Below are 26960 nucleotides of genomic sequence, written 5' to 3'. Positions count from 1 at the left end.
GTGCGAGGCCGCCGCCGACGGTACGGCACCGGCGCCCCGCTGCCCGCCCGCTCAGCACCACCCGTTCCGTCGCTCGCCATCACTTCCCCTCGTCACCTCGCCTTCAGGAGGTTCCATGCGCACCCCGTTCCGCTCCCGACGTACCGTTCTGACCGGCGGCGCAGCCGCGCTCGTGCTCACCCTGGCCATCAGCCCGACCGCCGGCGCCGACACCGACCATGCCTCGCGGCAGGGCGGTTCACTGGTACTGGTAGGCGGCGGCCTCAAGGACGACAACACCCAGGTCTACGGTGAGATCATCGAGCGAGCCGGCGGCTCCCGGGCCCGTATCGGCGTGATCACCGCATCCTCGGTGCCCGCCCGCCAGGACCCGTACGCCGACGACCCCGACAGGTGCAGCAACTCCGAGTGCAACGGGGCCTACTACTCGGCCCTGTTCAAGCGGCACGGCGCAGCCGACGCCCAGTGGATCCCCATCGACCTGGACCACATCGCGAACGCCGACTCGGACGCCGTGGTCCGCCAGGTCAACTCCATGAGCGGATTCTTCTTCGGCGGCGGAGACCAGTCCCGCTACCTCACCACCCTCCTGAACGGGACCGCGCACACCGACTCCAAGGTGCTGGCGGCCATCCGGTCCAAGCTGGCGGCCGGAGGCGTCGTGGCAGGCTCCAGCGCCGGGGCGCAGATCGCCGCGGGCGCTGACATGGTGACGGGCGGCGAGTCCTACGAGGGACTGCGGGACGGCAGCAGCCCGGGCTACTTCGAGGACGCGACCCGCCTCGGGTACGAGCCGAAGGGCGGATTCGGCTTCCTCCGGTCCGGGCTGATCGACACCCACACCGGGGCATACGGCCGCGAGGGCCGGGTGATGCGGCTGGCCGCCGACACCGGGCACGACCGGGTGTACGCGCTGGAGGAGAACACCGCGCTCCTGGTGGAGCACCCCGGCGGACCCCGCGAACGCGTGCGGGTGCTGGGACCGCGCGGAGTCGCCGTGTTCGACCTGCGGCGGGCCCGCGCGCACGAGGGGCCGAAGGCGGCCGGAGGAGGCACGGGAAGCAAGGGCGGTACCTGGTCGCTGAGCGGAGTGCGCTACGACTACCTGACCGACGGGGACCGCTACGACCCCCGGCTCCGGCTTACGCTCCCGGCGTCCGGGAAGCGCCCCCTGGCACCACGCTCGGCCACCCCCGTGCCCGCCAACACCGACGTCTTCTACTCCGTGGCCAACCCCGCGGGCGTCCCCTACTCCTTCCTGACCACCGCCCGCGCCCTGGCCGCCACCCGCGCCCAGCGCACGGCCGAGGCCACGACCCATGAGGACGGGCCGCGTTTCACGGTCACCTTCGCCAAGGCGCCGGGGTTCTCCGCGTGGAGCGGCGACGGCACCACCCCTCAGACCCTGACTGGTCTGAGCATCCGTGTGGCCGGCCGGTAGCAGCCACGCATCCTTCCCCGCGGGACCGGTCGCCGCCGGCGACCGGTCCCGCCAGTAGGCTCCCGGAGAGCCCGCACACCTCAGAAGGGAGCCGGACGCGATGGCCTCGACCACGCTCGCCGACGACATCCGGCAGAAGCTGGGCACGCTGAGCCCGGCCGAACGCAAGGTCGCCCGGGTGCTCCTGGCGGGCTACCCGGCGGCCGGATTCGAGACGGTCGCCGTGCTCGCCGAGCGTTCCGCCGTCAGCGCGCCCACGGTGATCCGCTTTGTCAACCGGCTCGGCTACCAGGGCTTCCCCGACTTCCAGGCCGCCCTGCGCGACGAACTCGAAGCGCGCAACGCCTCCCCTCTCTCGCTCTACGAATCGGCCGCCTTCGGCCGGAGCAGAACGGATCAGGGCGAGGGCGCGGGCACGCCGGACGACAGCACCCGCGGGGGCGCCGGCCCGGACTCGGCGCTTCTGCGGCACGGCAGCCAGGTCTTCACCGACGCCGTGACCGCCACCCTCGCCGAGCTGCCCCCGCACGACTTCGAGCACGCGGTACGGCTCCTCTCGGACCGGAAGCGCCGGATCACCCTGGCCGGTGGCCGCTTCACCCACCTGCTCGCCCAGTACCTCGGCCTGCACCTGATGCAGTTGCGGGACGACGTACGGTTCCTGCCCGACCGTGACGTCGAACGCACCGCGGTCCTTGCCGCGCTCACCCGGCGCGACGTGCTGGTGGTCTTCGACTACCGCCGCTACGAGAGCGACAAGACCACCATGGCGGCCCTCGTCCAGGAACAGGGCGGCAAGGTAGTCCTGTTCACCGACACCTGGCTTTCTCCCGCGGCACCGCACGCCGAGGTCGTGCTGCCCAGCCGGGTCACGGCGCCCTCTCCCTACGACAGCCTCGTGCCGACCCTCGCCGTGCTGGAGACCGTCGTAGCGGGTGTCATGACGGCGCTGGGCGACGAAGCCCGCAGGCGGATGCAGCACGGCGAGGACATCGCGCGGCGGGCAGGGCTCTACTGACATACCCTCAGCCGTGTCGCGTATCGCGTCGCTCATGGCGTGGGCTCCGGCGCGATCTCCTTGATGAGGCCCTCGACGAGGGTCTTGATCTCGTCACGGATCGGGCGGACGGCGGCGACGCCCCGGCCTGCGGGGTCCTCCAGCTTCCAGTCGAGGTAGCGCTTGCCGGGAAAGACAGGACAGGTGTCGCCGCAGCCCATGGTGATGCAGACGTCGGACTCCTTGACGGCGTCGACGGTCAGGATCTTCGGGGTCTCGGCGGAGATGTCGATGCCGACCTCGGTCATCGCCTCGACCGCGGCGGGGTTGACGGCGTCGCCCGGGTTCGAGCCCGCGGAGCGGACCTCGACGCGGTCCCCGGCCAGGTGGGACAGCCAGGCGGCGGCCATCTGGGAGCGGCCGGCGTTGTGGACACAGACGAACAGGACGGACGGCTTGTCGGCCATGGTGATCGTTCTCTCCTGTCGCGGCGGAGAGGGCTCCGCCAATGGATTCACCCCCCGTTGATATCAGCGGGGGGTGATGTGAAAGTATCAGCGCATGCTGACTTCAGTCGACACTGATGTAATTCGGGTTCTGGGTGACCCGCTGCGCATGCAGGTGGTCACCCTGCTGGCCCGGGAGACGCTCTGCATGTCGCACCTGGTCGAGGAGACCGGTGCCAAGCAGACGAACCTGTCCAACCACATGAAGGTCCTGCGCGAGGCCGGACTGGTGGAGACCGAGCCGTGCGGCAGGTTCACCTACTTCAAACTGCGCCCCGAGGTCCTGGCCTCGGTGTCCGTACAGTTTGCCGAGCTCGCCGAGTCCGCCCGTAGTGCCGTCGAGATCAAGAGGGCCTGTCCGTGACCTCCACCGAGCCCACCGCCCGCACCACCCCGCACGCCGGGGTCGACGACTCGATCGTGCGAAGGCTCTCCACCCTCGACCGCTACCTCGCGGTGTGGATCCTGCTTGCCATGGCCGTCGGCCTGGGCCTGGGCCGCCTCGTCCCGGGCATGAACGACGCGCTCGCGAAGATCGAGGTCGGAGGGATCTCCCTGCCGATCGCCCTGGGCCTGCTGGTCATGATGTACCCGGTGCTGGCCAAGGTCCGCTACGACCGGCTCGACACGGTCACCGGCGACCGCAAGCTGATGGTGTCCTCGCTGGTCATCAACTGGGTCGTCGGCCCGGCGGTGATGTTCGCCCTGGCGTGGATCTTCCTTCCGGACCTGCCGGAGTACCGCACCGGCCTGATCGTCGTGGGCCTGGCCCGGTGCATCGCGATGGTCATCATCTGGAACGACCTCGCCTGCGGCGACCGCGAGGCCGCCGCCGTCCTCGTCGCCCTCAACTCCGTCTTCCAGGTACTGGTCTTCGGCGTGCTGGGCTGGTTCTACCTCGACCTGCTGCCCCGGTGGCTCGGCCTCGGCGACGGACAGGGACTGGACGTCCCCGTCTGGCACATCGCCCTGAACGTCGTCGTCTTCCTCGGGGTGCCCCTGCTCGCCGGATTCCTCACCCGCCGCATCGGTGAGAAGAAGATGGGCCGCGAATCCTACGAGGAGAGGTTCCTGCCGAAGATCGGCCCCTGGGCCCTGTACGGACTGCTGTTCACGATCATCATCCTGTTCGCCCTGCAGGGAAGGACGATCACCTCGCAGCCGCTGGACGTCGTACGGATCGCTCTGCCGCTTCTCGTCTACTTCGCGATCATGTTCTTCGGGACTTTCCTCCTCGGGAAGAGCCTCGGACTTGCCTACGACCGCACGAGCACCCTCGCCTTCACCGCGGCCGGCAACAACTTCGAACTGGCCATCGCCGTCGCCATCGCGACGTTCGGCGTCACCTCCGGCCAGGCGCTGTCGGGCGTCGTCGGCCCGCTGATCGAGGTACCCGTCCTCATCGGCCTCGTCTACGTCGCGCTCGCCTGGCGCAAGAGGTTCGCCCCCGACGCCGTCACCACGCCAGGGAGGGGCGACTGAGGCACTGCCTGGAATGCCACGCCGAAGGAAGCGGCAACCATGCCGTCGGCGTGTGCCCCGGCTCCGGAGCGGCCACGTGTACGACCGTGCCGACGGCTCGGCCATGGCCGACCGGCTCACTTCGCTCCAGGCGTACCTGGCGGGGCCGGAGTTCAGCGGCCGGCGGCCGGGCGCAGGTCGAGCAGGGCGGACATGGCGGCCACGACGGAGGGTGCGACCTGGTAGTAGACCCAGGTCCCGCGCCGCTCCGAGGTCAGGAGGCCGGCCTCACGGAGCTTCTTCAGGTGATGGGAGACGGTCGGCTGGGAGACGCCGACGTCCTGGATGTCGCACACGCACGCTTCTCCTCCCGGATGCGAGGCGACCTTGGAGAACAGGCGCAGCCGCACCGGGTCGGAGAGCGCCTTGAACATCGCGGCCATTCGCTCCGCGTCCGGCACGGACAGTTCCCCGGCGGTGATGGGCGGGCAGCACGGCACGAGCGCTTCCGGGCCCCGGACCGGCAACGAGACAACCTCAGACTTCGACATGCGTCTATGTTGACGCTCATCGATACCAGTGGCAAGCTCCGGATATAGACAGCAATCGAAACAGAGGCCGGATCCGCCGTCTCTTCCCGGAGGACATCACCGCCATGACCACCACCACCGAGGGCCTGCCGGTCGTCGTGATCGGCGCGGGCCCGGCCGGCCTTGCCGCCGCCGCCCACCTCACCGAGCGCGGCCTCCTCCCGCTCGTTCTGGAAGCCGGCCCCGCCGCCGCGAGCGCCGTACGGGACTGGGCGCACGTACGCCTCTTCTCCACCTGGAGCGAACTGGTCGACCCAGCCGCCGAGAAGCTGCTGGCCCCCACCGGCTGGACCCGCCCCGACCCGGCCACGTATCCCTCCGGCGGGGACTGGGCCGCGCACTACCTGCAGCCGCTCGCCGACGCGCTCGGCGACCGGGTCCGGCTCGGTGCCCGGGTCACCGGCGTCTCGCGCACCGGCCGCGACCGGATCATCGACGCCGACCGCGACCAGCAGCCCTTCGTCGTCCACATCACCCACGCCGACGGCCGCGAGGAGCGGGTCTTCGCCCGCGCCGTCATCGACGCCTCCGGCACCTGGACCACCCCGAGCCCGGCCGGCGCTTCCGGCCTGCCCGCCCTCGGCGAGAAGGCCGCCGCCGACCGGGTCACCTACCGTGTCCCCGACCTCAAGGACCCGGCCGTCCGCCCCCGCTACGCAGGGGGCCGGACCGCCGTCATCGGCTCCGGGGCCTCCGCGTTCACCGCTCTCGCCTCCCTCGCCGACCTCGCCACGTCCGAAGACGGCGCGGGCACGAAGGCGGTATGGGTCCTGCGCCGGAGCATCTCCGGCTCCACCTTCGGCGGCGGCGGCGCCGACCAGCTCCCCGCCCGCGGAGCCCTCGGTCTCGCGGCGAAGGCCGCCGTCGACGAGGGGCACGCCGACGCGGTCACCGGATTCCGCACCGAGGCGATCGAACGCGACACCGACGGCCGCCTGGTCCTGGTGGGCGAAGACGGACGCCGACTGGACCCGGTCGACGAAGTCATCGTGCTGACCGGCCTCCGCCCCGACCTCGGCTTCCTCGACGAGCTCCGCCTCGGCCTCGACGAACGGCTCCAGGCCCCCACCGGGCTCGCCCCGCTGATCGACCCCAACCAGCACTCCTGCGGCACCGTCTACCCGCACGGCCACCGCGAGCTCTCCCACCCGGAGAAGGGCGTTTACCTGGTGGGCATGAAGTCCTACGGCCGCGCCCCGACCTTCCTCGCCATGACCGGCTACGAGCAGGTCCGCTCCGTCGCCGCCGCCCTCGCCGGAGACCTCGAAGCCGCCGACCGCGTCGAACTCGCCCTCCCCGAAACCGGGGTCTGCGGCGGGGCCGGCCTCTTCGACGACCCGGCCGCCGCGCCGACCGACGCCGGAGGCTGCTGCTCGCCCCCCGAACCCGCCCTGATCCAGCTCGGTGCCGGAGCACCGGCCGCTGGCGCTCCCGTGGACGAAGCACCGGCGGGGGGTTGCTGCGGCTCGTGACCGACCTCAACACCCCGGACAAGGGCGGGCACGCGCCCCTTCCGGATGCTCGCAACCACCCTGATCCCGTCCGCCTTCACCGTCTCCGCCGCCGTGATCGCCTTCACGGTTGGCCACTACGGCTCTCCGTCACAGGTGGCTGAGTACCGCATCTGTCCGATGAGCACGGGACCTGCCGTCCCGCGCATCCAAGTGGGCGGACGGGACCCGTCGCCCACCCCTGCCGACAGCCGCGCGCCCTCGGCACGGCGTGTTCAAGTCCGTCGCCTATCGTGCGCACGAGACGCGGGCCCGCAGGTCCGCGCCTGTAGCCGAGGGAGCAGCGACGTTGAACAACGCATCCAAGCCCGTCCCGGGGGTTCCGAACGAACTCCAGCGGCGGCTTGGGGTTCCGGACGCGGTGATGATCGGGCTGGGGTCAATGATCGGCGCCGGAATCTTCGCCTCCCTGGCCCCGGCCGCCCGCGCGGCCGGCTCCGGCCTGCTGCTCGGCCTTGCTCTGGCTGCCCTCGTGGCCTACTGCAACGCCACCTCCTCCGCCCGACTCGCCGCCCTCTACCCGGCCTCGGGCGGAACGTACGTCTACGGACGTGCACGGCTGGGCGAGTTCTGGGGTTACCTGGCCGGCTGGGCGTTCGTGGTGGGCAAGACAGCCTCCTGCGCGGCCATGGCCCTGACCGTCGGCTCCTACATCTGGCCAAGCCAGGCCCACGCGGTCGCGGTAGCCGCCGTAGTGGCGCTGACCGCGGTGAACTACGCGGGCGTCCAGAAGTCCGCCCTGCTCACCCGCATCATCGTCGCCGTCGTCCTCGGAGTGCTCGCCGCTGTCGTGGCTGCCTCCCTCTCCTCCGGAGCCGTGGACGCAGCTCGCTTGGACATCGGCTCGGACGCGACAGTCGGGGGCGTGCTCCAAGCGGCCGGGCTACTGTTCTTCGCGTTCGCCGGCTACGCCCGCATCGCGACCCTCGGCGAAGAGGTCCGCGACCCGGCCCGCACCATCCCGCGTGCCATCCCGATCGCCCTCAGCATCACCCTCGTCGTGTACACCCTCGTCGCCGTGTCCCTCCTGCTGGTCCTGGGCCCGTACGGCCTCGCCGCCGCCGGGGCACCGCTGACGGAGGCCGCGCGCGCCGCCGGCGCCGACTGGCTGGTCCCCGTCGTACGCGTCGGTGCCGCCCTCGCTGCCCTCGGCTCTCTGCTCGCCCTCATCCTCGGCGTCTCCCGCACCACCCTGGCCATGGCCCGCGACCACCACCTTCCCCACGCCCTGGCCGCCGTGCACCCGAAGTTCAAGGTCCCCCACCGCGCCGAACTCCTCGTCGGCGCCGTCATCGCCCTCGCGGCCGCGACCACAGACGTACGCGGAGCGATCGGGTTCTCCTCGTTCGGTGTCCTGGCCTACTACGCCATCGCCAACGCCTCCGCCTTGACCCTGACGCCGGCAGAAGGCCGCCCTGCCCGGATCGTCCCCCTCCTCGGCCTCACCGGCTGCATCGTCCTGGCCTTCGCGCTCCCGCTGCCCTCCGTGATCACCGGAGCCGCCGTCATCTTCGTCGGCGCCGCCTTCTATGGGGCGCGCCGCGTTCTCACCGACTCCACCCAGCGACAACACCCCCGCTGAAATCCTGGATTCCTGACCCCGCCGCGTCGACGCCCCGGCAAGGCGTAGCCGTTCGGCACGGCTGCGAGGATCGCGTTCGCGTGACCCGCCGATGACCAGGGGGCGGGACCGTACACGGCGCACACGGGCCGCGTACGGTCCCGCGCGCCGGGCCGCGTACGGTCCCGCGCGCCGGGCCGCGTACGGCCGCCCCGCCCCCTACGGCGCGCGGCCTCCGCCGCCCACGGCTACGCTCGCCGCATGGGAGAGAGCGGAGAGCACGAGACCGCCGAGCCGGCCGCGGACCGGGGAGCCCCCGACGACGACCACGCCCGGCTCGCCGCGATCGTCGACGACTGGGCCGCCGCGATCGTCTCGAACGACGCGGCACGGATCGCCGACTTCACGGCCGACGAATGGGTCATCGTCTCCGAGTCCGGCATCACGGACCGGGAGGCGTTCCTCGCCTACGTCACGTCCGGCGACCTGACCCACTCGGCGATGGAAGCCGTCACCCCGCCGAGGATCCGGGTCCACGGGGACACCGCGACGGTCACCGTCCGGATCACGAACACGGCCCACTACGGAGGCCGCCGCTTCGACGCCGACGAATGGACCACGGACGTCTTCGTCCGGCGGGACGGCCGCTGGCGGTGCGTGCTCAGCCACATCACGCCCGTCGCCGCCCCGACGGACCCGCCGCCCGACGCATGAGCGGGACGACCGAGAGCCCGACGGACGACACCGCCCAGCGCAGGAAACGCCTCGGCTACCCGGCCGCCGCGGCCGTCTTCGCCATCGGAATGGCGGGCACCACGCTGCCCACCCCGCTCTACGGGCTCTACCGGGAACAGCTCGGCTTCTCCGAGCTGATGGTGACGGTGGTCTTCGCCGTCTACGCCCTCGGCGTGATCGCCACCCTGCTGCTCGCCGGGAACGTCTCCGACGAGGCGGGGCGGCGGCCCGTGCTCCTGGCAGCCCTGGGATTCTCGGCGGCCAGCGCGTTCTGCTTCCTCTACGAGGGCGGGCTGCCCGCCCTGTTCGCCGGCCGGCTCCTCTCCGGGTTCGCCGCCGGACTGCTGAGCGGCGCCGCGACGGTCACGGTGATGGAGCTGGCCCCGCCCGGACGCGCGGCACGGGCCGGACTGGCCGCGACCGCCGCGAACATGGGCGGCCTGGGGTGCGGCCCGCTCCTGTCGGGACTGCTCGCCGAATACGCCCCCGAGCCCCTGCGGCTCCCGTTCGTCGTGCACCTGGCGCTGATCGCCGTGGCCGCCGTGCTGACCTGCTTCCTGCCGGAGACGGTCACCTCCCGCGTCCGCGGTTTCCGGCTGCGGCCCCAGGGGATCGCCGTCCCGCCCGCGATGCGCGGCGTGTTCACCACCTCGGCGCTGGCCGCCTTCGCCGGGTTCTCCCTGCTGGGCCTCTTCACGGCGGTCGCCCCCGCGTTCGTCGCCGAGACGCTCGACGTGCACAACCTGGCCCTGACCGGGCTCGTCGTCTTCTCCGTCTTCCTCGCCTCGACCGCCGGGCAGGCGCTCATGGGGCGGGTCGGCGAGCGCCGCGCCCTGCCGGGCGGCTGCTTCGTCCTGGTCGCCGGACTTCTGCTGGTGGGCGCCTCGCTGCTGTTCGCCTCCCTGCCCCTGCTGGTCGCCGGGGCGCTGTGCGGCGGCCTGGGCCAGGGGCTGGCGTTCCGCGGCGCGGTGACGGCGATCAGCGCCGCGGCACCGCCCGAGCACCGGGCCGCGACCGTCTCCGCGTTCTTCGTCATCGCCTACCTGGGCATCTCCCTGCCCGTCGTCGGCGTCGGCGCCCTCACCCTCGGCATCGGACTCAGGAACGCCGGACTGACCTTTTCCGGCTGTGTGCTGGCGCTCGCCCTGGGCGTCGGCCTGTACCTGTCGCGCCGACCTCCCGCGCCCCGCTGACCCGGGGCCCGGCCATCGCCGGCAGAGGCGAAAACCCTTGTCGTACCCGCCGATCATGGTGCGAGACTGGCCCGGTGGACACAGCGACGCGCTTGAGGCAGACGGTCATCTCCTGGGCCGCGGGCGACGAGGACACGCCGGCGCCCGCCGAGGCCGGGGCCGCCCGCGACCTGGCGGCCGGCCTGGGCCTGCGTACGGTGGTGCTCGTCGAGGGCGTCAGCGACCGGGCGGCGGTCGAGGCGCTCGCCGAACGCCAGGGGCGCACCCTGACCGCCGAGGGCGTCGTGGTCGTGCCGCTCGGGGGCGCCACCAGCATCACCCGCTTCCTGCGCCTCCTCGGGCCTGACGTCCTCGACGTCCGGCCCGCCGGTCTCTGCGACGCCGCGGAACAGCGCTTCTTCCTCCAGGGCCTGGAGCGGACCGGATTCGGCACCGCTCTCGCCCCCGAGGACCTGGAAACGCTGGGCTTCTTCACCTGCCACGCCGACCTGGAGGACGAGCTGATCCGGGCGCTCGGCGCCGACGGCGTCCAGCAGGTCATCGACGACCAGGGCGACCTGCGCACCTTCCGGATCTTCCAACGGCAGCCCGCCCAGCGGGAGCGGCCCGTCGAGGCGCAGCTGCGGCGCTTCATGGGAACCATCGGCGGCCGCAAGGAGCACTACGCCCGCGCGCTGGCCGAGGCCCTGGACCTCACCCGCCTGCCCCGCCCGCTGCACGGACTCCTCGCCCACCTCTGACCACCGGGGCCATGCCCCCCGCCCGCACCCGGTCTCAGCGGGCGGCGAGACTGGAGCGCCGCACCACCAGCTCCGGCTGCAGCACCACCCGGCGGTGCTCGTGCGCCCCCGCCGACGCCCCCGCCCCCGTCTCCTCCAGGAGCAGCCCGGCCGCCAGCGCCCCCATCGTCGCCGCCGGCTGCCGTACGGAGGTCAGCGGCACGGCCGCCGCCGCCGCGAACTCGATGTCGTCATAACCCACCAGGGCCAGATCACCGGGAACGGAGACCCCGGCGGCGAACAGCGACTGCAGTACGCCGAGGGCGAGCAGGTCGTTGGCGCAGAACACGGCGGTCGGGCGGTCGGAGAGCCCGAGGAGCCGGGCCCCCGCGTCCCGGCCCGCCGTCACGTCGAGCCGTTCCGTGGGCAGCTCCCGCAGGGCCTCCGGGCCGAGCCCCGCCTCCGCGAGCGCGGCGAGCGCCCCCGTACGGCGGTCCCGGACCTGGTTGAAGCCGGGCGGCCCGCTCACGTACGCGATGGAGCGGTGCCCGGCGTCCAGCAGATGCCGCACCGCCAGCGCCCCGCCCGCCACGTCGTCGACCGACACCGAGCACTCCGTGGTGCCCTCGGCGACCCGGTCGACGAGGACGAACGGGATGTCGTGCCGCCGGAACGCCTCGATGTTGCGCCCGGTCGCGTCGGCGGGGGTGAGGAGCACACCCCGGACCCGCTGCTCCGCGAAGAGCGCCAGATACTCCGCCTCCTCGCCGGGGCTCTGCGCGCTGTTGCAGACCATGACGCCGAGCCCCGCCTCACGAGCGGCCCGCTCAGCGCCGCGCGCCACGTCCACGAAGAACGGGTTGCCCATGTCGAGGACCAGCAGCCCCATGATCCGGCTGCGCCCCGCCCGCAACTGCCGCGCCGACTCGCTGCGGACGTAACCGAGACGGTCGATCGCGGACAGGACGCGGGCCCGGGTGTCGGGACCGACCGTGTCCGGGCGGTTGATGACGTTGGAGACCGTGCCCACCGATACTCCGGCGACCCGGGCCACGTCCTTGATACCCACCGACTGGGCCATCAGGCGGAGACCTCCAGAGGGGCGAGGGACGCGGGACGAACCCTCAGCCTATCCGCGTGCATCAGAAGTCGAAGTCGTCGATGTTGTCCTTGTCGAACACCGTCGGCTTGCCGAGGTCGACCACCCCGTCCTTCCCGATCGTGTACGTCCCCAGCTCGCCCGCCTCGAAGGTCTGTCCCTCCGTGCCGGTGATCTGCCCGGACGCCAGGGCGACCGAGACGTGGCCGGCCAGCTCGCCGAGTTTCGCCGGATCCCACAGCTCGAACGCCTCGACCGTGCCGTTCTTCACGTACGAGCGCAGGTCGTTGGGGGTGCCGAGGCCGGACAGCTTCACCTTGCCCCGGTACTTCGACCCCGACAGGTACTGCGCCGCCGCCTTGATGCCGACCGTGGTCGGCGAGACGATGCCGGCGAGCTTCGGGTACTCCTGGAGCAGCCCCTGCGTCTGCTGGAAGGACTGCTGGGCGTCGTCGTTGCCGTACGCCACCTTCACCAGCTTGATGTCCTTGTACTTCGGGTCCTTCAGCTCGTCCTTCATGTAGTCGATCCACAGGTTCTGGTTCGTCGCGGTCTGGGCGGCGGACAGGACCGCGATCTCGCCCTGGTAGCCGATCTGTTCGGCGAGCAGCTGGACCTGGGTGCGGCCCAGGTCCTCCGCCCCCGCCTGGGACACGAACACGTTGCGGCAGTCGGTGGTGGTGTCGGAGTCGTACGTCACGACCTTGACGCCGTTCCTCATGGCCTGCTTGAGCGCGGTGCACAGCGCCCCCGGGTCCTGCGCGGACACGGCGATCGCGTCCACCTGCTGCTGGGTGAGGGTGTTGACGTAGGAGACCTGCCCCGAGGTGTCGGTGGCGCTGGTCGGGCCGACCTCCTTGAACGTGGACCCCAGCGCCTCGACGGCCTTCTGCCCGCCCTTGTCGGCGGTGGTGAAGTAGGGGTTGTTGACCTGCTTGGGCAGAAAGCCGATGGTCAGGCCCTTCTTGGTGGGCGCGTCCGGGTCCGCCTCGCCGGCCGAGGCGGCCGATCCGCCCTCCTTCTTCACATCGCTCTTGGTGGTACCCCCGCAGGCGGTGACGGCGAGCGCGAGGGAGGTGACGGCCGCGAGGGCCGCACAGCTGCGGCGGATCGATGACGTACGCATGGCAGGGTCCTTTGCGGAAGAAGGGCGGGTTACGGTGCCGGGCACGTGGTTAAGGAGTCGGGGCCGAGGCGGCCCGTCGGCCCGCCCGCGCGACGGAGAGCTGCCGCCCGACGCGCGGGCCGAGCACGGAGAGGACGAGCAGCACGCCGGTGACGACGATCTGCGACTGCGCGGAGACGTCCCCCAGGCTCATCACGTTCTGCAGCGCGCCGAGCAGGAACACGCCGGCGATCGCGCCGCCGAGCGTGCCCTTGCCGCCGTCGAAGTCGATGCCGCCGAGCAACACGGCGGCCACGACAGACAGTTCGAGTCCGGTGGCGTTGTCGAAGCGGGCGCTGGCGTAGTGCAGCGCCCAGAACACGCCGGTGAGAGAGGCCATCAGGCCGGTCACGGTGAACAGGATCAGCTTCTGCCTCTTCACCCGCACGCCCGCGAACCTGGCCGCCTCCTCGTTGGCCCCCGTCGCGAACAGGGAACGCCCGAACGGCGTCGCGTGCAGGGCGAGTACGGCGACGGCGAGCAGCGCCAGGAACGGCAGCAGGGCGTACGGGACGAACGTGTCGCCGATCCGTCCGGCGGCGAAGCCCAGGTAGGGAGACGGGAAGTCGGTGACGGCGTCCGAGCCCAGCACGATCTGCGCGATGCCGCGGTAGGCGGCCAGCGTTCCGATGGTGACCGCCAGCGACGGCAGTCCGAGCCGGGTGACGAGCAGCCCGTTGACCAGCCCGCAGACCACGCCGAGCAGCAGGCAGAGCGGGATGATCGCCTCGATCGGCAGCCCCTGGTTCCACAGCGCCCCCATCACCGCACCCGAGAGGCCGGCTGTGGACGCCACCGACAGGTCGATCTCGCCGGAGACCACCAACAGGGTCATCGGCAGCGCGATCAGCGCGATGGGCAGGGTGTTGCCGATCAGGAACGACAGGTTGAGCGCGTTGCCGAAACCGTCGACGAAGCCGAAGGACAGCAGCAGCACCACGATGAGGAGGGCGCCGACGACCGTGTCCCAGCGGACGGCGCGCGCGAGTGCGGAGTCAGCCATGGCGGGCGTTCCTCTTCTTCAGGGCGGACGCCACACGCAGGGCCACGATCCGGTCGACCGCGATGGCGAGGATGAGCAGGAATCCGTTGATCGCGAGCACCCACACGGAGCTGACGCCGAGCGCGGGCAGCACGCTGTTGACCGAGGTCAGCAGCAGCGCGCCGAGCGCCGCGCCGTAGACCGTCCCGGAGCCCCCGGTGAAGATCACACCGCCGACCACGACCGCGCTGACCACGGTGAGTTCGTAGCCCGTGCCGGTGCCCGAGTCGACGTTCCCGAAGCGCGCCAGATACAGCGCGCCGGCGAGACCGGCCAGCGCCCCGCAGAAGGTGTAGGCGAGCAGGATCCGCCGGCGCACGGGTATCCCGGCCAACCGCGCGGCCTCCGGGTTCGAGCCCAGCGCGTACAGCTCGCGCCCGCTGCCGAAGTGCTTGAGGTAATACGCCGTCGACACCAGCAGAGCGAGCGCGATCATCGCCGGCCAGGGCACCGCCGAGAGTCCGCCGGAGCCGAAGTCCACGAAGCCGTCCGGGAGATCGGCCGCGGTGATCTGCCGTGAGCCGACCCAGATGGAGTCGATGCCCCGGATGATGTAGAGCGTGCCGAGGGTCACGACCAGGGCGGGCACCTGGCCGAGGCTCACGAGCAGCCCGTTCAGCAGCCCGAAGCCCACGCCGAGCAGCACGGCCAGGGCCACGGCCACCACCGGGTGCCCGCCGCCCTGGAGATACGTACCGGCGGCGAAGGCGCTGATCCCGAGCGTCGAGCCGACCGACAGGTCGACGTTGCGCGTGATGACGACCAGCGACTGGCCGGTGGCGACCAGCACCAGGATGGTGGCGTTCAGCAACAGGTCCTTGATGCCCTGCTCGGAGAGGAACGCGCTGTTGCCGAGCTGGGTGAGGACCAGCATCACCAACAGCACGAGCAGGATCGCCAGTTCACGCATCCTGAAGACGCGGTCCACCAGCCGGGTGCTGCTGGAGGCGGGTATCGGCGCGACGGGCGCCGGTTCGGTCGTCGTCACCGTCATGCGGCGGCCCTCCCGGTGGCTGCGGCCATCACGGTCTCCTCGGTGGCGTCGGAACGGGCGATCTCGGCGGTCAGGCGGCCCTCGTGCATCACCAGCACCCGGTCGGCCATGCCGAGGATCTCGGGCAGGTCGGAGGAGATCATCAGCACCGCCACCCCGTCGGCCGCCAGCGTGCTCAGCAGCCGGTGCACCTCCGCCTTGGTGCCGACGTCGATCCCGCGCGTCGGCTCGTCGACGATCAGCACGGCAGGTTTGGTGGCCAGCCACTTGGCCAGCACCACCTTCTGCTGGTTGCCGCCGGACAGGGTGGACACGGCATCCGCGATGCGGGCGTACTTCACCTGGAGCCGGACCGCCCAGTCGAGCGAGCGGCTGCGCTCCGCGCCCCGGTCCATCAGCCCCGCCCTCCTGGTGGCGCGCAGCCCGGTCAGCCCGATGTTCCGCTCGATGGACATGCCCATCACCAGGCCCTGGGCCCGCCGGTCCTCGGGGACCAGGGCGAGGCCCGCGGCCATGGCGGTGGACGGGGCGCCGTTGACGAGCGCCTGCCCGGCCACCTCGACCTCGCCCGCGTCCCACCGGTCGACGCCGAAGACCGCCCGCGCCACCTCCGTACGTCCGGCGCCGACCAGACCCGCCATGCCGACGATCTCGCCGCACCGCACATCGAAGGAGACGTCGGTGAACACGCCCTCGCGGGTGAGCCGTCGGACGCTGAGGGCGACCTCGCCGGTCTCGACGTCCTGCTTCGGGTACAGCTCGTCCAGGTCCCGGCCGACCATCCGCCGGACCAGGTCCTCCTCCGTCATCCCGGCCAGCGGTTCACTGGCGATCAGCGCCCCGTCCCGCAGGGTAGTGACGCGTTCGCAGATGCGGAAGATCTCCTCCAGCCGGTGCGAGATGAACAGCACGGCGGCCCCCTGCTCGCGCAGCGCCCGGACCACGCCGAACAGCCGCGCCACCTCGCTGCCGGTCAGGGCGGCCGTCGGCTCGTCCATGATCAGGACGCGGGCGTCGAAGGAGAGGGCCTTGGCGATCTCGACGATCTGCTGGTCCGCGATCGACAGGCCGCGCGCCGGACGGTCGGGGTCGAGTTCGACGCCGAGCCGGTGCATCAGGGCGGCCGTGGCGTTCCGGGTGGCCCGGTGGTCGATCCGGCCGAGCGCCCGCCGCGGCTGACGGCCCATGAAGATGTTCTCGGTGATCGACAGGTCGGGGAAGAGCGTGGGCTCCTGGTAGATCACGGCGATACCGGCGTCGCGGGCGTCGGCGGGGCTGTGGAAGGCGGCCGGCTCGCCGTCCAGCAGGAGCTGACCGGCGTCGGGCCGGTGCACTCCGGCGAGGGTCTTGATCAGGGTCGACTTGCCCGCGCCGTTCTCGCCGGCGATGGCGTGCACCTCGCCGGGGAACAGGTCGAGGGACACGTCCCGCAGGGCGCGCACGGCGCCGAAGGACTTGGAGACGTCCCTCAGGGCCAGCACGGGGGCCGGATCCTTGGCGGACCGGTGGGTCATCGGTGGCTCCTCGACGATGCGGAGGGCGTCCTCGCGGCATCGTGAAAGGTTTCAAATGAGTTGCCGGGACGTTAGGCAGGTCCCTCGGGGCGCGTCAATGGGGCTGAACGCAAATTCTCAACTGCCCCTTGCATTCATAGGGTTCTGCGGCGCCAGGTCTGCGGGAAGGGTTGACAGTCCCCGGGGGCGCTCCTACCTTCAAGCCGCGTGAATCGTTTCAGATTCTTTCGCGTTCACACCGACGTCACAGGAGCGACGAAGTGACCGAGCACGCCACGGTGAAGGCCGCCCTCATGTCCCAGGCCATCGAGACGCCCTCCTGGGCGTACGGGAATTCGGGGACCCGCTTCAAGGTCTTCGCCCGGCCCGGCGTGCCCCGCACCCCCCAGGAGAAGCTGGACGACGCGGCGAAGGTGCACGAGTTCACCGGAGCCGCACCCACCGTCGCCCTCCATATTCCCTGGGACACGGTCGACGACTACGCGGCCCTCGCCGAGCACGCCCGCGACCGGGGCCTGGCCCTCGGGGCCGTCAACGCCAACACCTTCCAGGACGACGCCTACCGCCTCGGCAGCGTCTGCCACCCGGACCCCGCCGTCCGCCGCAAGGCCCTTGACCACCTCCTGGCCTGCGTCGACATCATGGACGCGACGGGATCGAGAGACCTCAAGCTGTGGTTCGCGGACGGCACGAACTACCCCGGCCAGGACGACATCCACGAGCGGCAGGACCGGCTCGCCGAGGCGCTGGCCGCCGTGTACGAACGGCTCGGCGACGAGCAGCGCATGCTCCTGGAGTACAAGCTGTTCGAGCCCGCCTTCTACACGACGGACGTCCCCGACTGGGGGACCGCCTACGCCCACTGCCTCAAGCTGGGGCCGAAGGCGCAGGTCGTCGTGGACACCGGGCACCACGCGCCCGGCACCAACATCGAGTTCATCGTCGCGACCCTGCTGCGCGAGGGCCGGCTCGGGGGCTTCGACTTCAACTCCCGCTTCTACGCCGACGACGACCTGATGGTCGGGGCGGCCGACCCCTTCCAGCTCTTCCGTGTCATGTGCGAGGTCGTCCGCGGCGGCGGGCTCACCGCCGATGTCGCCTTCATGCTCGACCAGTGCCACAACATCGAGGAGAAGATCCCCGCGATCATCCGCTCGGTGATGAACGTCCAGGAAGCCACCGCGAAGGCGCTCCTCGTGGACCGCGAGGCCCTGGCCGCCGCCCAGCGCACCGGCGACGTCCTGGAGGCCAACGCCGTCCTCATGGACGCCTACAACACCGACGTACGCCCCCTGCTCGCCGAGGTCCGCGAGGAACAGGGCCTCGACGGCGACCCGATGGCCGCCTACCGGCGCTCCGGCTGGGCGACGAAGACCGCCGAGGAGCGGATCGGCGGCCGGCAGGCGGGCTGGGGAGCGTAGATCCTCCCGGCCCCCCTCCGGGTGCCGACCCGCCGCACCCCGTAGCGCCGCCCGCCGTCCCCGAACCCCCTCTCCGCCGCCCCTTCGCGAAGGACACCGAGGAACCCATGGCACTCCACCCCGAAGCCGCAGCGCTTCTGGCCCGCTCCCACCGGCTCGGCTCCGACCCCCGCAACACGAACTACGCGGGCGGCAACGCCTCCGCCAAGGGCGTCACGCCCGACCCGGTCACCGGCGACGACGTCGAGCTGATGTGGGTCAAGGGCTCCGGCGGCGACCTCGGCACCCTCACCGCCGACGGCCTCGCCGTACTCCGCCTCGACCGGCTGCGCGCACTGCGCGGCGTCTACGCGGGGGAGGAGCGCGAGGACGAGATGGTCGCCGCGTTCGACTACTGCCTGCACGGCAAGGGCGGCGCTGCCCCCTCCATCGACACGGCCATGCACGGTCTTGTCGACGCCCCGCACGTCGACCACCTGCACCCCGACTCCGGGATCGCCCTCGCGTGCGCCGCCGACGGGGAGAAGCTGACCGCCGACTGCTTCGGCGACACCGTCGCCTGGGTCCCCTGGCGACGCCCCGGGTTCCAACTCGGCCTGGACATCGCCGCGGTGAAGGAGGCGAATCCGCAGGCCATCGGCTGCGTCCTGGGCGGCCACGGCATCACCGCCTGGGGCGGAACGTCCGAGGAGTGCGAGGCCAACGCGCTCCGCATCATCCGCACCGCCGAGACGTTCCTGACCGAGCGCGGCAGGCCCGAGCCGTTCGGACCGGTGATCGAGGGGTACGAGGCGCTGACCGAGGACCGGCGGCGCGCGCGGGCCGCCGCCCTCGCCCCGTACGTACGGGCCCTCGCCTCCCGGGACCGCCCCCAGGTGGGGCACTTCGACGACTCCGCAGCGGTGCTGGACTTCCTCGCCCGCACCGAGCACCCGAGGCTCGCCGCCCTGGGCACCTCCTGCCCGGACCACTTCCTGCGCACCAAGGTCAGGCCCCTGGTGCTCGATCTCCCGCCCACCGCCGAACCGGCCCGCGCCGTCGAGCGGTTGGGCGAGCTGCACACCGCCTACCGGGAGGAGTACGCCGCCTACTACGAGCGCCACGCCGAGCCCGGATCGCCCCCGATGCGGGGCGCGGACCCGGCGATCGTGCTGATCCCGGGGGTGGGGATGTTCAGCTTCGGCAAGGACAAGCAGACCGCTCGTGTGGCAGGGGAGTTCTACCTCAACGCCGTCAACGTGATGCGCGGCGCGGAGGCCGTCTCCGCCTATGCCCCGATCGAGGAGTCGGAGAAGTTCCGCATCGAGTACTGGGCCCTGGAGGAGGCCAAGCTCCGGCGCATGCCGAAGCCGAAGCCGCTGGCCACCCGGGTCGCCCTGGTGACCGGCGCGGGCAGCGGCATCGGCAGGGCCATCGCCCGCCGCCTCGTCGCGGAGGGCGCCTGCGTGGTCGTCGCGGATCTGGACGCGGAGCGCGGGGCCGCCTTGGCCGAGGAACTGGGCGGTCCCGACCGGGCGGTGGCCGTCACGGTCGACGTCACCGACGAGGAGCAGGTGGCCACCGCCTTCGCGGCGGCGGCACTCGCCTTCGGTGGCGTCGACCTGGTGGTCAACAACGCGGGCATCTCCATCTCCAAGCCCCTGGCCGAGACCACGGTCCGGGACTGGGACCTCCAGCACGCCATCATGGCCCGGGGCTCCTTCCTCGTCGCCCGCGAGGCGGCCCGCGTCATGCGGGCCCAGGGCTTCGGCGGCGACCTCGTCTACATCGCCTCGAAGAACGCCGTCTTCGCCGGCCCGAACAACGTGGCGTACTCCGCCGCCAAGGCCGACCAGGCCCACCAAGTGCGCCTGCTGGCAGCAGAGCTGGGCGAGGACGGCATTCGCGTCAACGGGGTCAACCCGGACGGCGTGGTCCGCGGCTCCGGCATCTTCGCCGGTGGCTGGGGCGCCCAGCGCGCCGCGACCTACGGCATCGAGGAGGAGAAGCTCGGCGAGTTCTACGCCCAACGCACCCTGCTCAAGCGCGAAGTGCTGCCCGAGCACGTCGCCAACGCCGTCTTCGCCCTCACCGGCGGCGAGTTGACCCACACCACCGGCCTGCACATCCCGGTCGACGCCGGGGTCGCCGGAGCCTTCCTGCGATGAGCGCCGCCGGTACGAAGACCTTCGCGGCCGTCGACCTCGGCGCGTCCAGCGGGCGGGTCATGACCGGCCGCGTCGGCCCGGACACCCTGCACCTCACCGAGGCCCATCGCTTCGCCAACCGGCCCGTACGCCTGCCCGAAGGCCTGCGCTGGGACATCCTCGGCCTGTACGGGGGTCTCCTGGACGGGCTGCGCGCTGCGGGCCCGGTCGACTCCGTCGGCATCGACAGCTGGGCCGTGGACTACGGCCTCCTCGACGCCGACGGCGCCCTGCTCGGCAACCCCGTCCACTACCGGGACGCCCGCACCGAGGGGGTGCCCGAGCAGGTGTGGGCCACGGTCCCGCCCGGCGACCTCTACCGCGCCACCGGCATCCAGTACGCCCCGTTCAACACGCTCTACCAACTCGTGGCCGCTCGCAAAACCCCGCAGCTGTGCTCCGCCGCACGGCTGTTGCTGATCCCCGACCTGATCGCGTACTGGCTCACGGGGGAGCAGGGCACCGAGCTCACCAACGCCTCCACCACCCAGCTCATCGACCCGCGCACCGGCGACTGGAACCACGACCTGGCCGACCGTCTCGGTATCGACCTCGCTCTCTTCGCCCCGTTGCGCCGCCCCGGCGACCCGGCGGGCGAGCTGCTGCCCGCGGTCCAGGAGCAGACCGGGCTGCCGGGCCCCGTACCCGTGACGGCCGTCGGCTCGCACGACACCGCCTCGGCGGTCGCCGCCGTCCCGGCCGGGCGGGGAGAGCGGTTCGCCTACCTCTGCACCGGAACCTGGTCCCTCGCCGGCCTCGAACTCGACGCCCCCGTCACCACGGAGGCGAGCCGCGCCGCGAATTTCACCAACGAGCTGGGCATCGACGGCACCGTGCGGTTCCTGCGCAACATCATGGGCTTGTGGCTGCTCCAGGAGTGCATGCGCACCTGGGGCCGGGAGGACGTCGCCCCGCTGCTCGCCGAGGCCGCCCGCGCGCCCGCCCTGCGCTCCGTGGTGGACGCCGCCGCACCGGAATTCCTCGCCCCCGGAGACATGCCCGAACGCATCGCGGCCGCCTGCCGGGCGACCGGCGGGCCGGTGCCCCGGAGCCCGGGGGAGATCACGCGCTGCATCCTCGACTCGCTGGCCCTCGCCCACCGGCGGGCTGTCCATGAGGCGCGGCGCTTGGCCGACCGCGCGGTCGACGTGGTGCACATCGTCGGAGGTGGAGCGCGCAACGCCCTGCTCTGCCAACTCACGGCCGACGCCTGCGGTCTGCCGGTGGTCGCGGGCCCCGCGGAAGCGGCCGCGCTCGGCAACGTCCTCGTCCAGGCGCGGGCCCACGGCCTGCCCGGCGACCTCGTCTCGGCGCGTGAACTCATCGTCCGCACACAGTCCTTGACCCGCTACGAGCCGTCGGGTGACCCGGCGGCCTGGGAGGCGGCGGCGCGCCGCACCGAAGGCGCGCACCCCCTTTGTTCCTGACCCGTTCCATCCTCTGTCCCCTCGCCGAATCGGAGCCGAGTGTGATCAGCCGACGACGACTGCTCAGCACGACCGCCACCGCCCTGGGAACCACCCTCATCGCCGGAGCCATCCCACCCGCACAGGCCGCGGAGCGCGGCGCGGAAGGAGCCAAGGGCCTCCGGGTGGGCGGCGCGACCGCCGAGTACGTGAAGAACCCGCTCGGCCTCGGCGCCGCCCGCCCGCGCCTGGGCTGGCCGCTCACCGCCACCGCGCCGGGCCGCACGCAGAGCGCCTACCAGATCCGCGTCGCGCTGAGCGAACGCGCTCTGGAGCGGCCCGACGTGTGGGACAGCGGCAAGGTCGAGTCCGCCGACTCGGCACAAGTCATCTATGGTGGACCGGAGTTGCGGTCCCGTACCCGCTACCACTGGACCGTGCGGGTCTGGGACGACCGGGGTCAGGTCTCCGGCTGGTCCGAACCCGCCTGGTGGGAGACCGGCCTCACCGAGGCCTCGGACTGGTCCGCCGACTGGGTCGGGGCGCCCGCCTCCCTCGTCGGCGCCCCCGCCCTGGACGAGGCCTCCTGGATCTGGTTCCCCGAGGGCGACCCGGCGACCAGCGCTCCCGCCGCGACCCGTTGGTTCCGGGGCGCGTTCGACGTACCGGAGGGTGTGACGCGGGCCCGCCTCGTGCTCACCGCCGACGACGGGTACGTCGCCCATCTGGACGGTACGGAGGTGACGCGGGCCGAACCGGACGAGGTCGCCAGGGCCTGGAGCCGTCCCTCGGTCACCGAGGTGACCGAACGGCTCGCCCCCGGCCGCCACGTCCTCGCCGTCGCCGCGACCAACGAGGTCACCGGCCCCGCCGGACTGCTCGGGGTCCTGGAGCTGACCACCGCCGACGGTGTGCGCACCATCGCCACCGGCGAGGGCTGGAAGGCCGCCGATGCCGAACCCGCCGGTGAATGGCGGGCGTTGGACTACGACGACGGCGCCTGGCCCGCCGCGAAGGTCCTCGCCGCGTGGGGTTCCGGCCCTTGGGGAGAGGTCGCCCCCGCCTACGCCCCCGTCGTCCAACTGCGCCACGAGTTCCGGCTCCGCCGCAAGCCCGTCGAGCGGGCCCGGCTCTACTCCACGGCCCTCGGCCTGTACGAAGCCCACCTCAACGGCAAGCGTGTCGGCACCGACCGCCTCGCGCCCGGCTGGACGGACTACGCCCAGCGGATCCAGTACCAGACGCACGACGTCACCGAGTTGCTCACCTCCGGGGCCAACACGCTCGGCGTGGAGCTGGCGACGGGCTGGTACGCGGGCAACGTCGGCATGTTCGGCCCGCATCAGTACGGCGAACACCCGGCGTTCCTGGGTCAGTTGGAGGTGACCTACCGGGACGGCACGACCGAGCGCGTGCTGTCCGGCACCGACTGGCGGGCCGCCACCGGCCCCATCACCCTGGCGGACCTCCTCACCGGCGAGACCTACGACGCCCGCCTGGAGACCGACGGCTGGCTGCGCACCGGATTCGACGACGCCGCCTGGGCGAAGGCCGTGCCCGCCGAGGAGGAGGTCACCGCCGAACTGGTCGCCGAGCCCGACGGGCCCTGCCGCGTCATCCAGGAGCTGAAGGCCAGGAAGGTCACCGAACCCCGGCCCGGCGTCTTCGTCTTCGACCTCGGCCAGAACATGGTCGGCACCCCCCGCCTGCGCGTCACCGGCCGCGCCGGCACCACCGTGCGCCTGCGCCACGCCGAGGTACTGAACCCCGACGGCACCGTCTACACCACCAACCTGCGCACCGCCGCCGCCACCGACCACTACACCCTCAAGGGCGGCGGCCGCGAGACGTACGAGCCGCGCTTCACCTTCCACGGCTTCCGCTACGTCGAGGTGACCGGCTATCCCGGCACGCCGCCCCTCGACGCCGTCGTCGGGCGGGTGATCCACACCGACGCGCCCCTCACCATGGAGTTCGAGACGAACGTCCCGATGCTCAACCAGCTCCACAGCAACATCACCTGGGGCCTGCGCGGCAACTTCCTCTCCATCCCCACCGACACCCCCGCCCGCGACGAACGCCTCGGCTGGACCGGCGACATCAACGTGTTCGCGCCCACCGCCGCGTACGCGATGGAGTCGGCGCGCTTTCTCGGCAAGTGGCTGAGCGACCTCCAGGACGACCAGACCTCCGACGGCGCGTTCACGGACGTCGCGCCGCACGTCGAGGGCCTCGGCGCGGGCTCGGCCGGCTGGGGCGACGCGGGCGTCACCGTCCCCTGGGCCCTCTACCAGGCGTACGGCGACACCCAGGTACTGGAGGGGGCCTGGCCCTCGATGCTGAAGTGGCTCGACCACCTGGACGAGAACAGCACCGGACGACTGCGGCCCGCCACCGGCTACGGCGACTGGCTCAACATCGCCGACGACACCCCCAAGGACGTCATCGCCACCGCCTACTACGCCCACAGCGCCGACCTCGTGGCCCGCACCGCCCGGGTCCTGGGCAAGGACCCGGCACCGTACACCGCACTCTTCGCGGAGATCCGCGAGGCCTTCCGCACCGCGTACGTCACCGGCGGCGGCCGGGTGAAGGGCGACACCCAAACGGCCTACGTCCTTGCGCTCTCCATGGACCTCCTGAGCGCGGCGGAACGCGCGACCGCCGCGGACCGCCTCGTCGCCCTCATCGAGGCCAAGGACTGGCATCTGTCCACGGGCTTCCTCGGTACCCCGCGCCTGCTCCCCGTCCTCACCGACACCGGGCACACGGACGTGGCGTACCGCCTGCTGCTCCAGCGGACCTTCCCCAGCTGGGGGTACCAGATCGACCGCGGGGCCACGACCATGTGGGAGCGCTGGGACTCCATCAAGCCGGACGGAAGCTTCCAGGACGCCGGGATGAACTCCTTCAACCACTACGCGTACGGCTCGGTGGGGGAGTGGATGTACGCGCACATCGCGGGCATCGCCCCCGCGGCCCCCGGCTTCCGCGAGGTCACCGTGCGACCCCGCCCCGGCGGCGGCATCACCCGCGCCCGGGGCCGCTTCGCCTCCCTCCACGGTCCGGTCACCACCGACTGGAAGGCGGAGAAGGGCCGCTTCCACCTGACGGTGGGCCTGCCCGTGAACACCACAGCCGAGGTGTGGGTTCCGGCCGGCCGGGCCGAGGAGGTCACGCACACCGGCGCCCGCTTCCTGCGGATGGAGGACGGCTGCGCGGTCTTCGCCGTCGGCTCGGGGAACCACCGCTTCGCGGTCTGAGCCCGCCCGGACGAGGCGGTACGCCGTACCGGCGGTCACGCACCGCCGGTACGGCGCCCGTCAGCCCTCGCGCCGGGACCGCCAGAGCAGCCAGATGAAGTACGGGGCGCCGATCACCGCCGTGAGCAGCCCGACCGGGATCTGCGCCGGGGCGATGATCGTCCGGCCGACCGTGTCGGACACGACCACCAGCAGCGCCCCGAGCAGCGCGCTCACCGGTATGACCCGCGTGTGCCGGCGGCCCACCAGGGCGCGTGCTGCGTGCGGGGCGACCAGGCCGACGAACCCGATGACGCCGACCGCCGCCACCGCTCCCGCCGTCAGGAGGACGGCGAGGCTCAGCAGACCCAGCCGGGTGGCCCCGATCCGCACACCGAGCAGGGCGGGCGTCTCGGTGTCCAGCCCGATCAGGTCCAGTTCGCGGCGCATCACCGCGAGGACGGGCAGCGCGACGACCAGCCCCACCAGCACCGGAATCAGCTCGGGGAACGTCCGCCCGTACGTCGATCCGCCGAGCCAGGCCAGCGCCTTCGTCTCGTTGTACGGGTCGGTGAGCACGATCAGCAGACTCACGAACGCGCCCGCTCCCGCCTGGACCCCGATGCCGATGAGCACCAGACGGTTCTGCTCCAGACCTCGGCGTGCGGCCAGACCGAACACCAGCGCGGCGGCCGTCGCGGCACCGGCCAGCGCCGAGCCGCCGATCAGCCAGAAACTCGCCAGCGGCACGACGGTGAGGACGGTGACCGCCCCGACCCCCGCTCCGCTGACGACGCCGAGGACGCCCGGCTCCGCGAGCGGGTTGCGCGAGACCGCCTGGACGACGGCTCCCGCGACCGCCAGCGCCGCACCGGCCAGCAGGGCGGCGGCGACCCGGGGGACCCGCGTGTCCAGGACGTGACTGACGAACTGCCCCGACCGGCCGGCCAGCCAGTTGCCCACATCGCCCAGGAGCAGCGTCGCGTCGCCGAAGAGCGTCGCCGCCACCACCGCGCCGAGCAGCCCCACGACCGTCGCCACCAAAGTGAGGACGAACGCGCGCCGGCTGCGCAGCCTGGCGAACGCCGTGGAGCCGCTGTCCGTGCCCATGTCGCGCGACCGGTAGGCCAGGAAGACCAGCACGAGCGCACCGAAGGAGGTGGTGACGATGCCGGTGGGCACCTCGGCCCCCGCCTGGGCGCCGAACACCGCGCGCAGGAGCACATCCGCGCCGAGCACCACGAGCACGCCCGCGAGCGCCGACGCGGGGATGAACGCGTGGTGCCGGACCAGCCCCGGGATCCAGGTGCTGAGCAGCCGGACCACCGCGGGCGCGCACAGGCCGACGAAGCCGACCGGCCCCGCGACCGCCACCGACACCGCCGCCAGCAGCACCGCGAGGATCACGGCGATGCTGCGCGTCAGCCGGGGGCTCACCCCCACGACCGCCGCACCGTCGTCGCCGAGGGCGAGGATGTCGAGGCGCCGGCCCAGCAGCATCAGCCCGGCGAACGCCACGAGCGCGACCGGGGCGAGCCGGTCGATGGACTGCATGCCGATCTGGGCGAGCGAACCCTCGCCCCACGCGAACAGCCCGGTCGTCTGCTGGGAGCGCAGGAGCAGCAGCGTCCCGCTCAGCCCGGACAGCGCGAGGGTGAGCGCGGATCCCGCCAGCACCAGCCGGATGGGCCCGGCCCCCGCCCGGGACAGGCCGAGGACGACGGCCGCCGCCAGCAGCCCGCCGAGAAACGCCGTGGCCCCGGCCGGCAGCGCGGGCAGCGAGATGCCGAACGCGGCGACGGTGACCACCGCGAGATACGCGCCCGCGTTCACGGCGAGCGTGTCCGGGGAGGCCAGCATGTTGCGCGACACCGACTGGAGTGCCGCGCCCGCCGCGCCGAGCGCGCACCCGACCAGGAGGCCCGCGGCGAGCCGGGGCAGTCGGGAGTCGAGGACCACGGCGGCCGTCTGCTCGTCGGCGGTCCGGTCCGAGGCGGCCCCCGTGGCCAGTTGCCACAGCGTGTGCAGATCCACGGCGGCGGTGCCCTGGCCCACGTGCACGACGGCGAGGGCGGCCAGGGCGACGGTCCCCGCGAGCGCGAGGAGGAACATCCGGCCGCGGCGGGCCGGTGGGCCGGCCGGCCCGGGGGACACGGCCCCCGCCCGCCCCGCCCCGC

Annotated in this window: 21 protein-coding genes; 13 read left to right on the top strand and 8 right to left on the bottom strand. The window is 72.3% G+C overall.

Annotated features, from left to right (window positions below; genetic code table 11):
• Positions 1-115: 115 nt before the first annotated feature.
• Together ACFWRV_RS18580 and ACFWRV_RS18575 are read left to right on the top strand one after the other, a co-directional pair.
• Positions 116-1441, top strand: coding sequence for a cyanophycinase (locus ACFWRV_RS18580; RefSeq protein ID WP_384335754.1), 1326 nt, complete (start codon positions 116-118; stop codon positions 1439-1441).
• A 100-nt stretch (positions 1442-1541) separates the two neighbouring features.
• On the top strand, positions 1542-2459 hold the full coding sequence (locus ACFWRV_RS18575; RefSeq protein ID WP_384335751.1) for a MurR/RpiR family transcriptional regulator: 918 nt from the start codon (positions 1542-1544) through the stop codon (positions 2457-2459).
• A gap of 32 nt (positions 2460-2491) precedes the next feature.
• Here the strand turns inward: ACFWRV_RS18575 and ACFWRV_RS18570 are convergent, their stop codons facing one another.
• Positions 2492-2905: an arsenate reductase ArsC gene (locus ACFWRV_RS18570; protein WP_384335748.1), complete on the bottom strand. Its 414-nt coding sequence runs from the start codon at positions 2903-2905 to the stop codon at positions 2492-2494.
• A gap of 94 nt (positions 2906-2999) precedes the next feature.
• Between ACFWRV_RS18570 and ACFWRV_RS18565 the strand changes: the two genes are divergently transcribed.
• Positions 3000-3308, top strand: a complete 309-nt coding sequence (locus ACFWRV_RS18565; protein WP_384335745.1) for an ArsR/SmtB family transcription factor — start codon at positions 3000-3002, stop codon at positions 3306-3308.
• Complete coding sequence (arsB, locus tag ACFWRV_RS18560; protein WP_384335742.1) at positions 3305-4426, top strand: ACR3 family arsenite efflux transporter; 1122 nt, start codon at positions 3305-3307, stop codon at positions 4424-4426. The genes ACFWRV_RS18565 and arsB overlap by 4 nt, the downstream gene beginning before the upstream one ends.
• Positions 4427-4578: 152 nt before the next feature.
• On the opposite strand, the gene ACFWRV_RS18555 is transcribed toward arsB, so the two are convergent.
• A complete protein-coding gene (locus ACFWRV_RS18555; RefSeq protein WP_384335739.1) occupies positions 4579-4956 on the bottom strand; it encodes an ArsR/SmtB family transcription factor in 378 nt (125 codons plus the stop codon).
• Between the two features lie 104 nt (positions 4957-5060).
• Here ACFWRV_RS18555 and ACFWRV_RS18550 point away from each other — a divergent pair, with 104 nt between their 5' ends.
• The 5 genes from ACFWRV_RS18550 to ACFWRV_RS18530 all read left to right on the top strand — a co-directional run bounded on the left by ACFWRV_RS18550 (position 5061) and on the right by ACFWRV_RS18530 (position 10735).
• Entirely contained in the window at positions 5061-6467 is a 1407-nt protein-coding gene (locus ACFWRV_RS18550; RefSeq protein WP_384335736.1) for an NAD(P)-binding domain-containing protein, read from the top strand.
• A gap of 328 nt (positions 6468-6795) precedes the next feature.
• Entirely contained in the window at positions 6796-8088 is a 1293-nt protein-coding gene (locus ACFWRV_RS18545) for an APC family permease (protein ID WP_384335733.1), read from the top strand.
• A 240-nt stretch (positions 8089-8328) separates the two neighbouring features.
• Positions 8329-8781 carry a nuclear transport factor 2 family protein gene (locus ACFWRV_RS18540; RefSeq protein WP_384335730.1) on the top strand — a complete coding sequence of 151 codons (453 nt, stop codon included), beginning with the start codon at positions 8329-8331 and terminating at the stop codon, positions 8779-8781.
• Positions 8778-9995, top strand: coding sequence for an MFS transporter (locus ACFWRV_RS18535; RefSeq protein ID WP_384335727.1), 1218 nt, complete (start codon positions 8778-8780; stop codon positions 9993-9995). The genes ACFWRV_RS18540 and ACFWRV_RS18535 overlap by 4 nt, the downstream gene beginning before the upstream one ends.
• Before the next feature lie 74 nt (positions 9996-10069).
• On the top strand, positions 10070-10735 hold the full coding sequence (locus ACFWRV_RS18530; RefSeq protein ID WP_384335724.1) for a TOPRIM nucleotidyl transferase/hydrolase domain-containing protein: 666 nt from the start codon (positions 10070-10072) through the stop codon (positions 10733-10735).
• Positions 10736-10769: 34 nt separating this feature from the next.
• Here the strand turns inward: ACFWRV_RS18530 and ACFWRV_RS18525 are convergent, their stop codons facing one another.
• The 5 genes from ACFWRV_RS18525 to ACFWRV_RS18505 all read right to left on the bottom strand — a co-directional run bounded on the left by ACFWRV_RS18525 (position 10770) and on the right by ACFWRV_RS18505 (position 16528).
• Positions 10770-11795 (bottom strand): LacI family DNA-binding transcriptional regulator, encoded by a 1026-nt coding sequence (locus tag ACFWRV_RS18525; RefSeq protein ID WP_384335721.1) that lies wholly within the window; start codon positions 11793-11795, stop codon positions 10770-10772.
• Between the two features lie 61 nt (positions 11796-11856).
• Complete coding sequence (gene rhaS, locus ACFWRV_RS18520; RefSeq protein WP_384335718.1) at positions 11857-12939, bottom strand: rhamnose ABC transporter substrate-binding protein; 1083 nt, start codon at positions 12937-12939, stop codon at positions 11857-11859.
• A 49-nt stretch (positions 12940-12988) separates the two neighbouring features.
• The gene (locus ACFWRV_RS18515) at positions 12989-13981 is read right to left on the bottom strand and encodes an ABC transporter permease (RefSeq protein WP_384335715.1); all 993 of its coding nucleotides are present in this window, start codon (positions 13979-13981) and stop codon (positions 12989-12991) included.
• The gene (locus ACFWRV_RS18510; RefSeq protein ID WP_384335711.1) at positions 13974-15014 is read right to left on the bottom strand and encodes an ABC transporter permease; all 1041 of its coding nucleotides are present in this window, start codon (positions 15012-15014) and stop codon (positions 13974-13976) included. The genes ACFWRV_RS18515 and ACFWRV_RS18510 overlap by 8 nt, the downstream gene beginning before the upstream one ends.
• Positions 15011-16528: a sugar ABC transporter ATP-binding protein gene (locus ACFWRV_RS18505; protein ID WP_384335708.1), complete on the bottom strand. Its 1518-nt coding sequence runs from the start codon at positions 16526-16528 to the stop codon at positions 15011-15013. The genes ACFWRV_RS18510 and ACFWRV_RS18505 overlap by 4 nt, the downstream gene beginning before the upstream one ends.
• 260 nt (positions 16529-16788) lie before the next feature.
• Between ACFWRV_RS18505 and rhaI the strand changes: the two genes are divergently transcribed.
• From rhaI to ACFWRV_RS18485, 4 genes are all read left to right on the top strand, one after another.
• On the top strand, positions 16789-17949 hold the full coding sequence (gene rhaI / locus ACFWRV_RS18500) for an L-rhamnose isomerase (protein WP_384335705.1): 1161 nt from the start codon (positions 16789-16791) through the stop codon (positions 17947-17949).
• Positions 17950-18056: 107 nt separating this feature from the next.
• Positions 18057-20096, top strand: a complete 2040-nt coding sequence (locus ACFWRV_RS18495; protein ID WP_384335702.1) for a bifunctional aldolase/short-chain dehydrogenase — start codon at positions 18057-18059, stop codon at positions 20094-20096.
• Positions 20093-21562: a rhamnulokinase family protein gene (locus ACFWRV_RS18490; RefSeq protein WP_384335699.1), complete on the top strand. Its 1470-nt coding sequence runs from the start codon at positions 20093-20095 to the stop codon at positions 21560-21562. Before ACFWRV_RS18495 ends, ACFWRV_RS18490 begins: the two co-directional genes overlap by 4 nt.
• A gap of 41 nt (positions 21563-21603) precedes the next feature.
• Positions 21604-24804 carry an alpha-L-rhamnosidase gene (locus ACFWRV_RS18485; RefSeq protein ID WP_384335696.1) on the top strand — a complete coding sequence of 1067 codons (3201 nt, stop codon included), beginning with the start codon at positions 21604-21606 and terminating at the stop codon, positions 24802-24804.
• 60 nt (positions 24805-24864) lie between these two features.
• Here ACFWRV_RS18485 and ACFWRV_RS18480 read toward each other — a convergent pair.
• A partial coding sequence (locus tag ACFWRV_RS18480) for an iron ABC transporter permease (protein ID WP_384335692.1) occupies positions 24865-26960 on the bottom strand: 2096 nt, incomplete at its 5' end.

The organism is Streptomyces sp. NPDC058576 (assembly GCF_042718715.1).
Classification (GTDB): Bacteria; Actinomycetota; Actinomycetes; order Streptomycetales; family Streptomycetaceae; genus Streptomyces.
The sequence above is the reverse complement of the archived record's forward strand: the minus strand, read 5'-3'. Positions and strand labels throughout refer to the sequence as shown.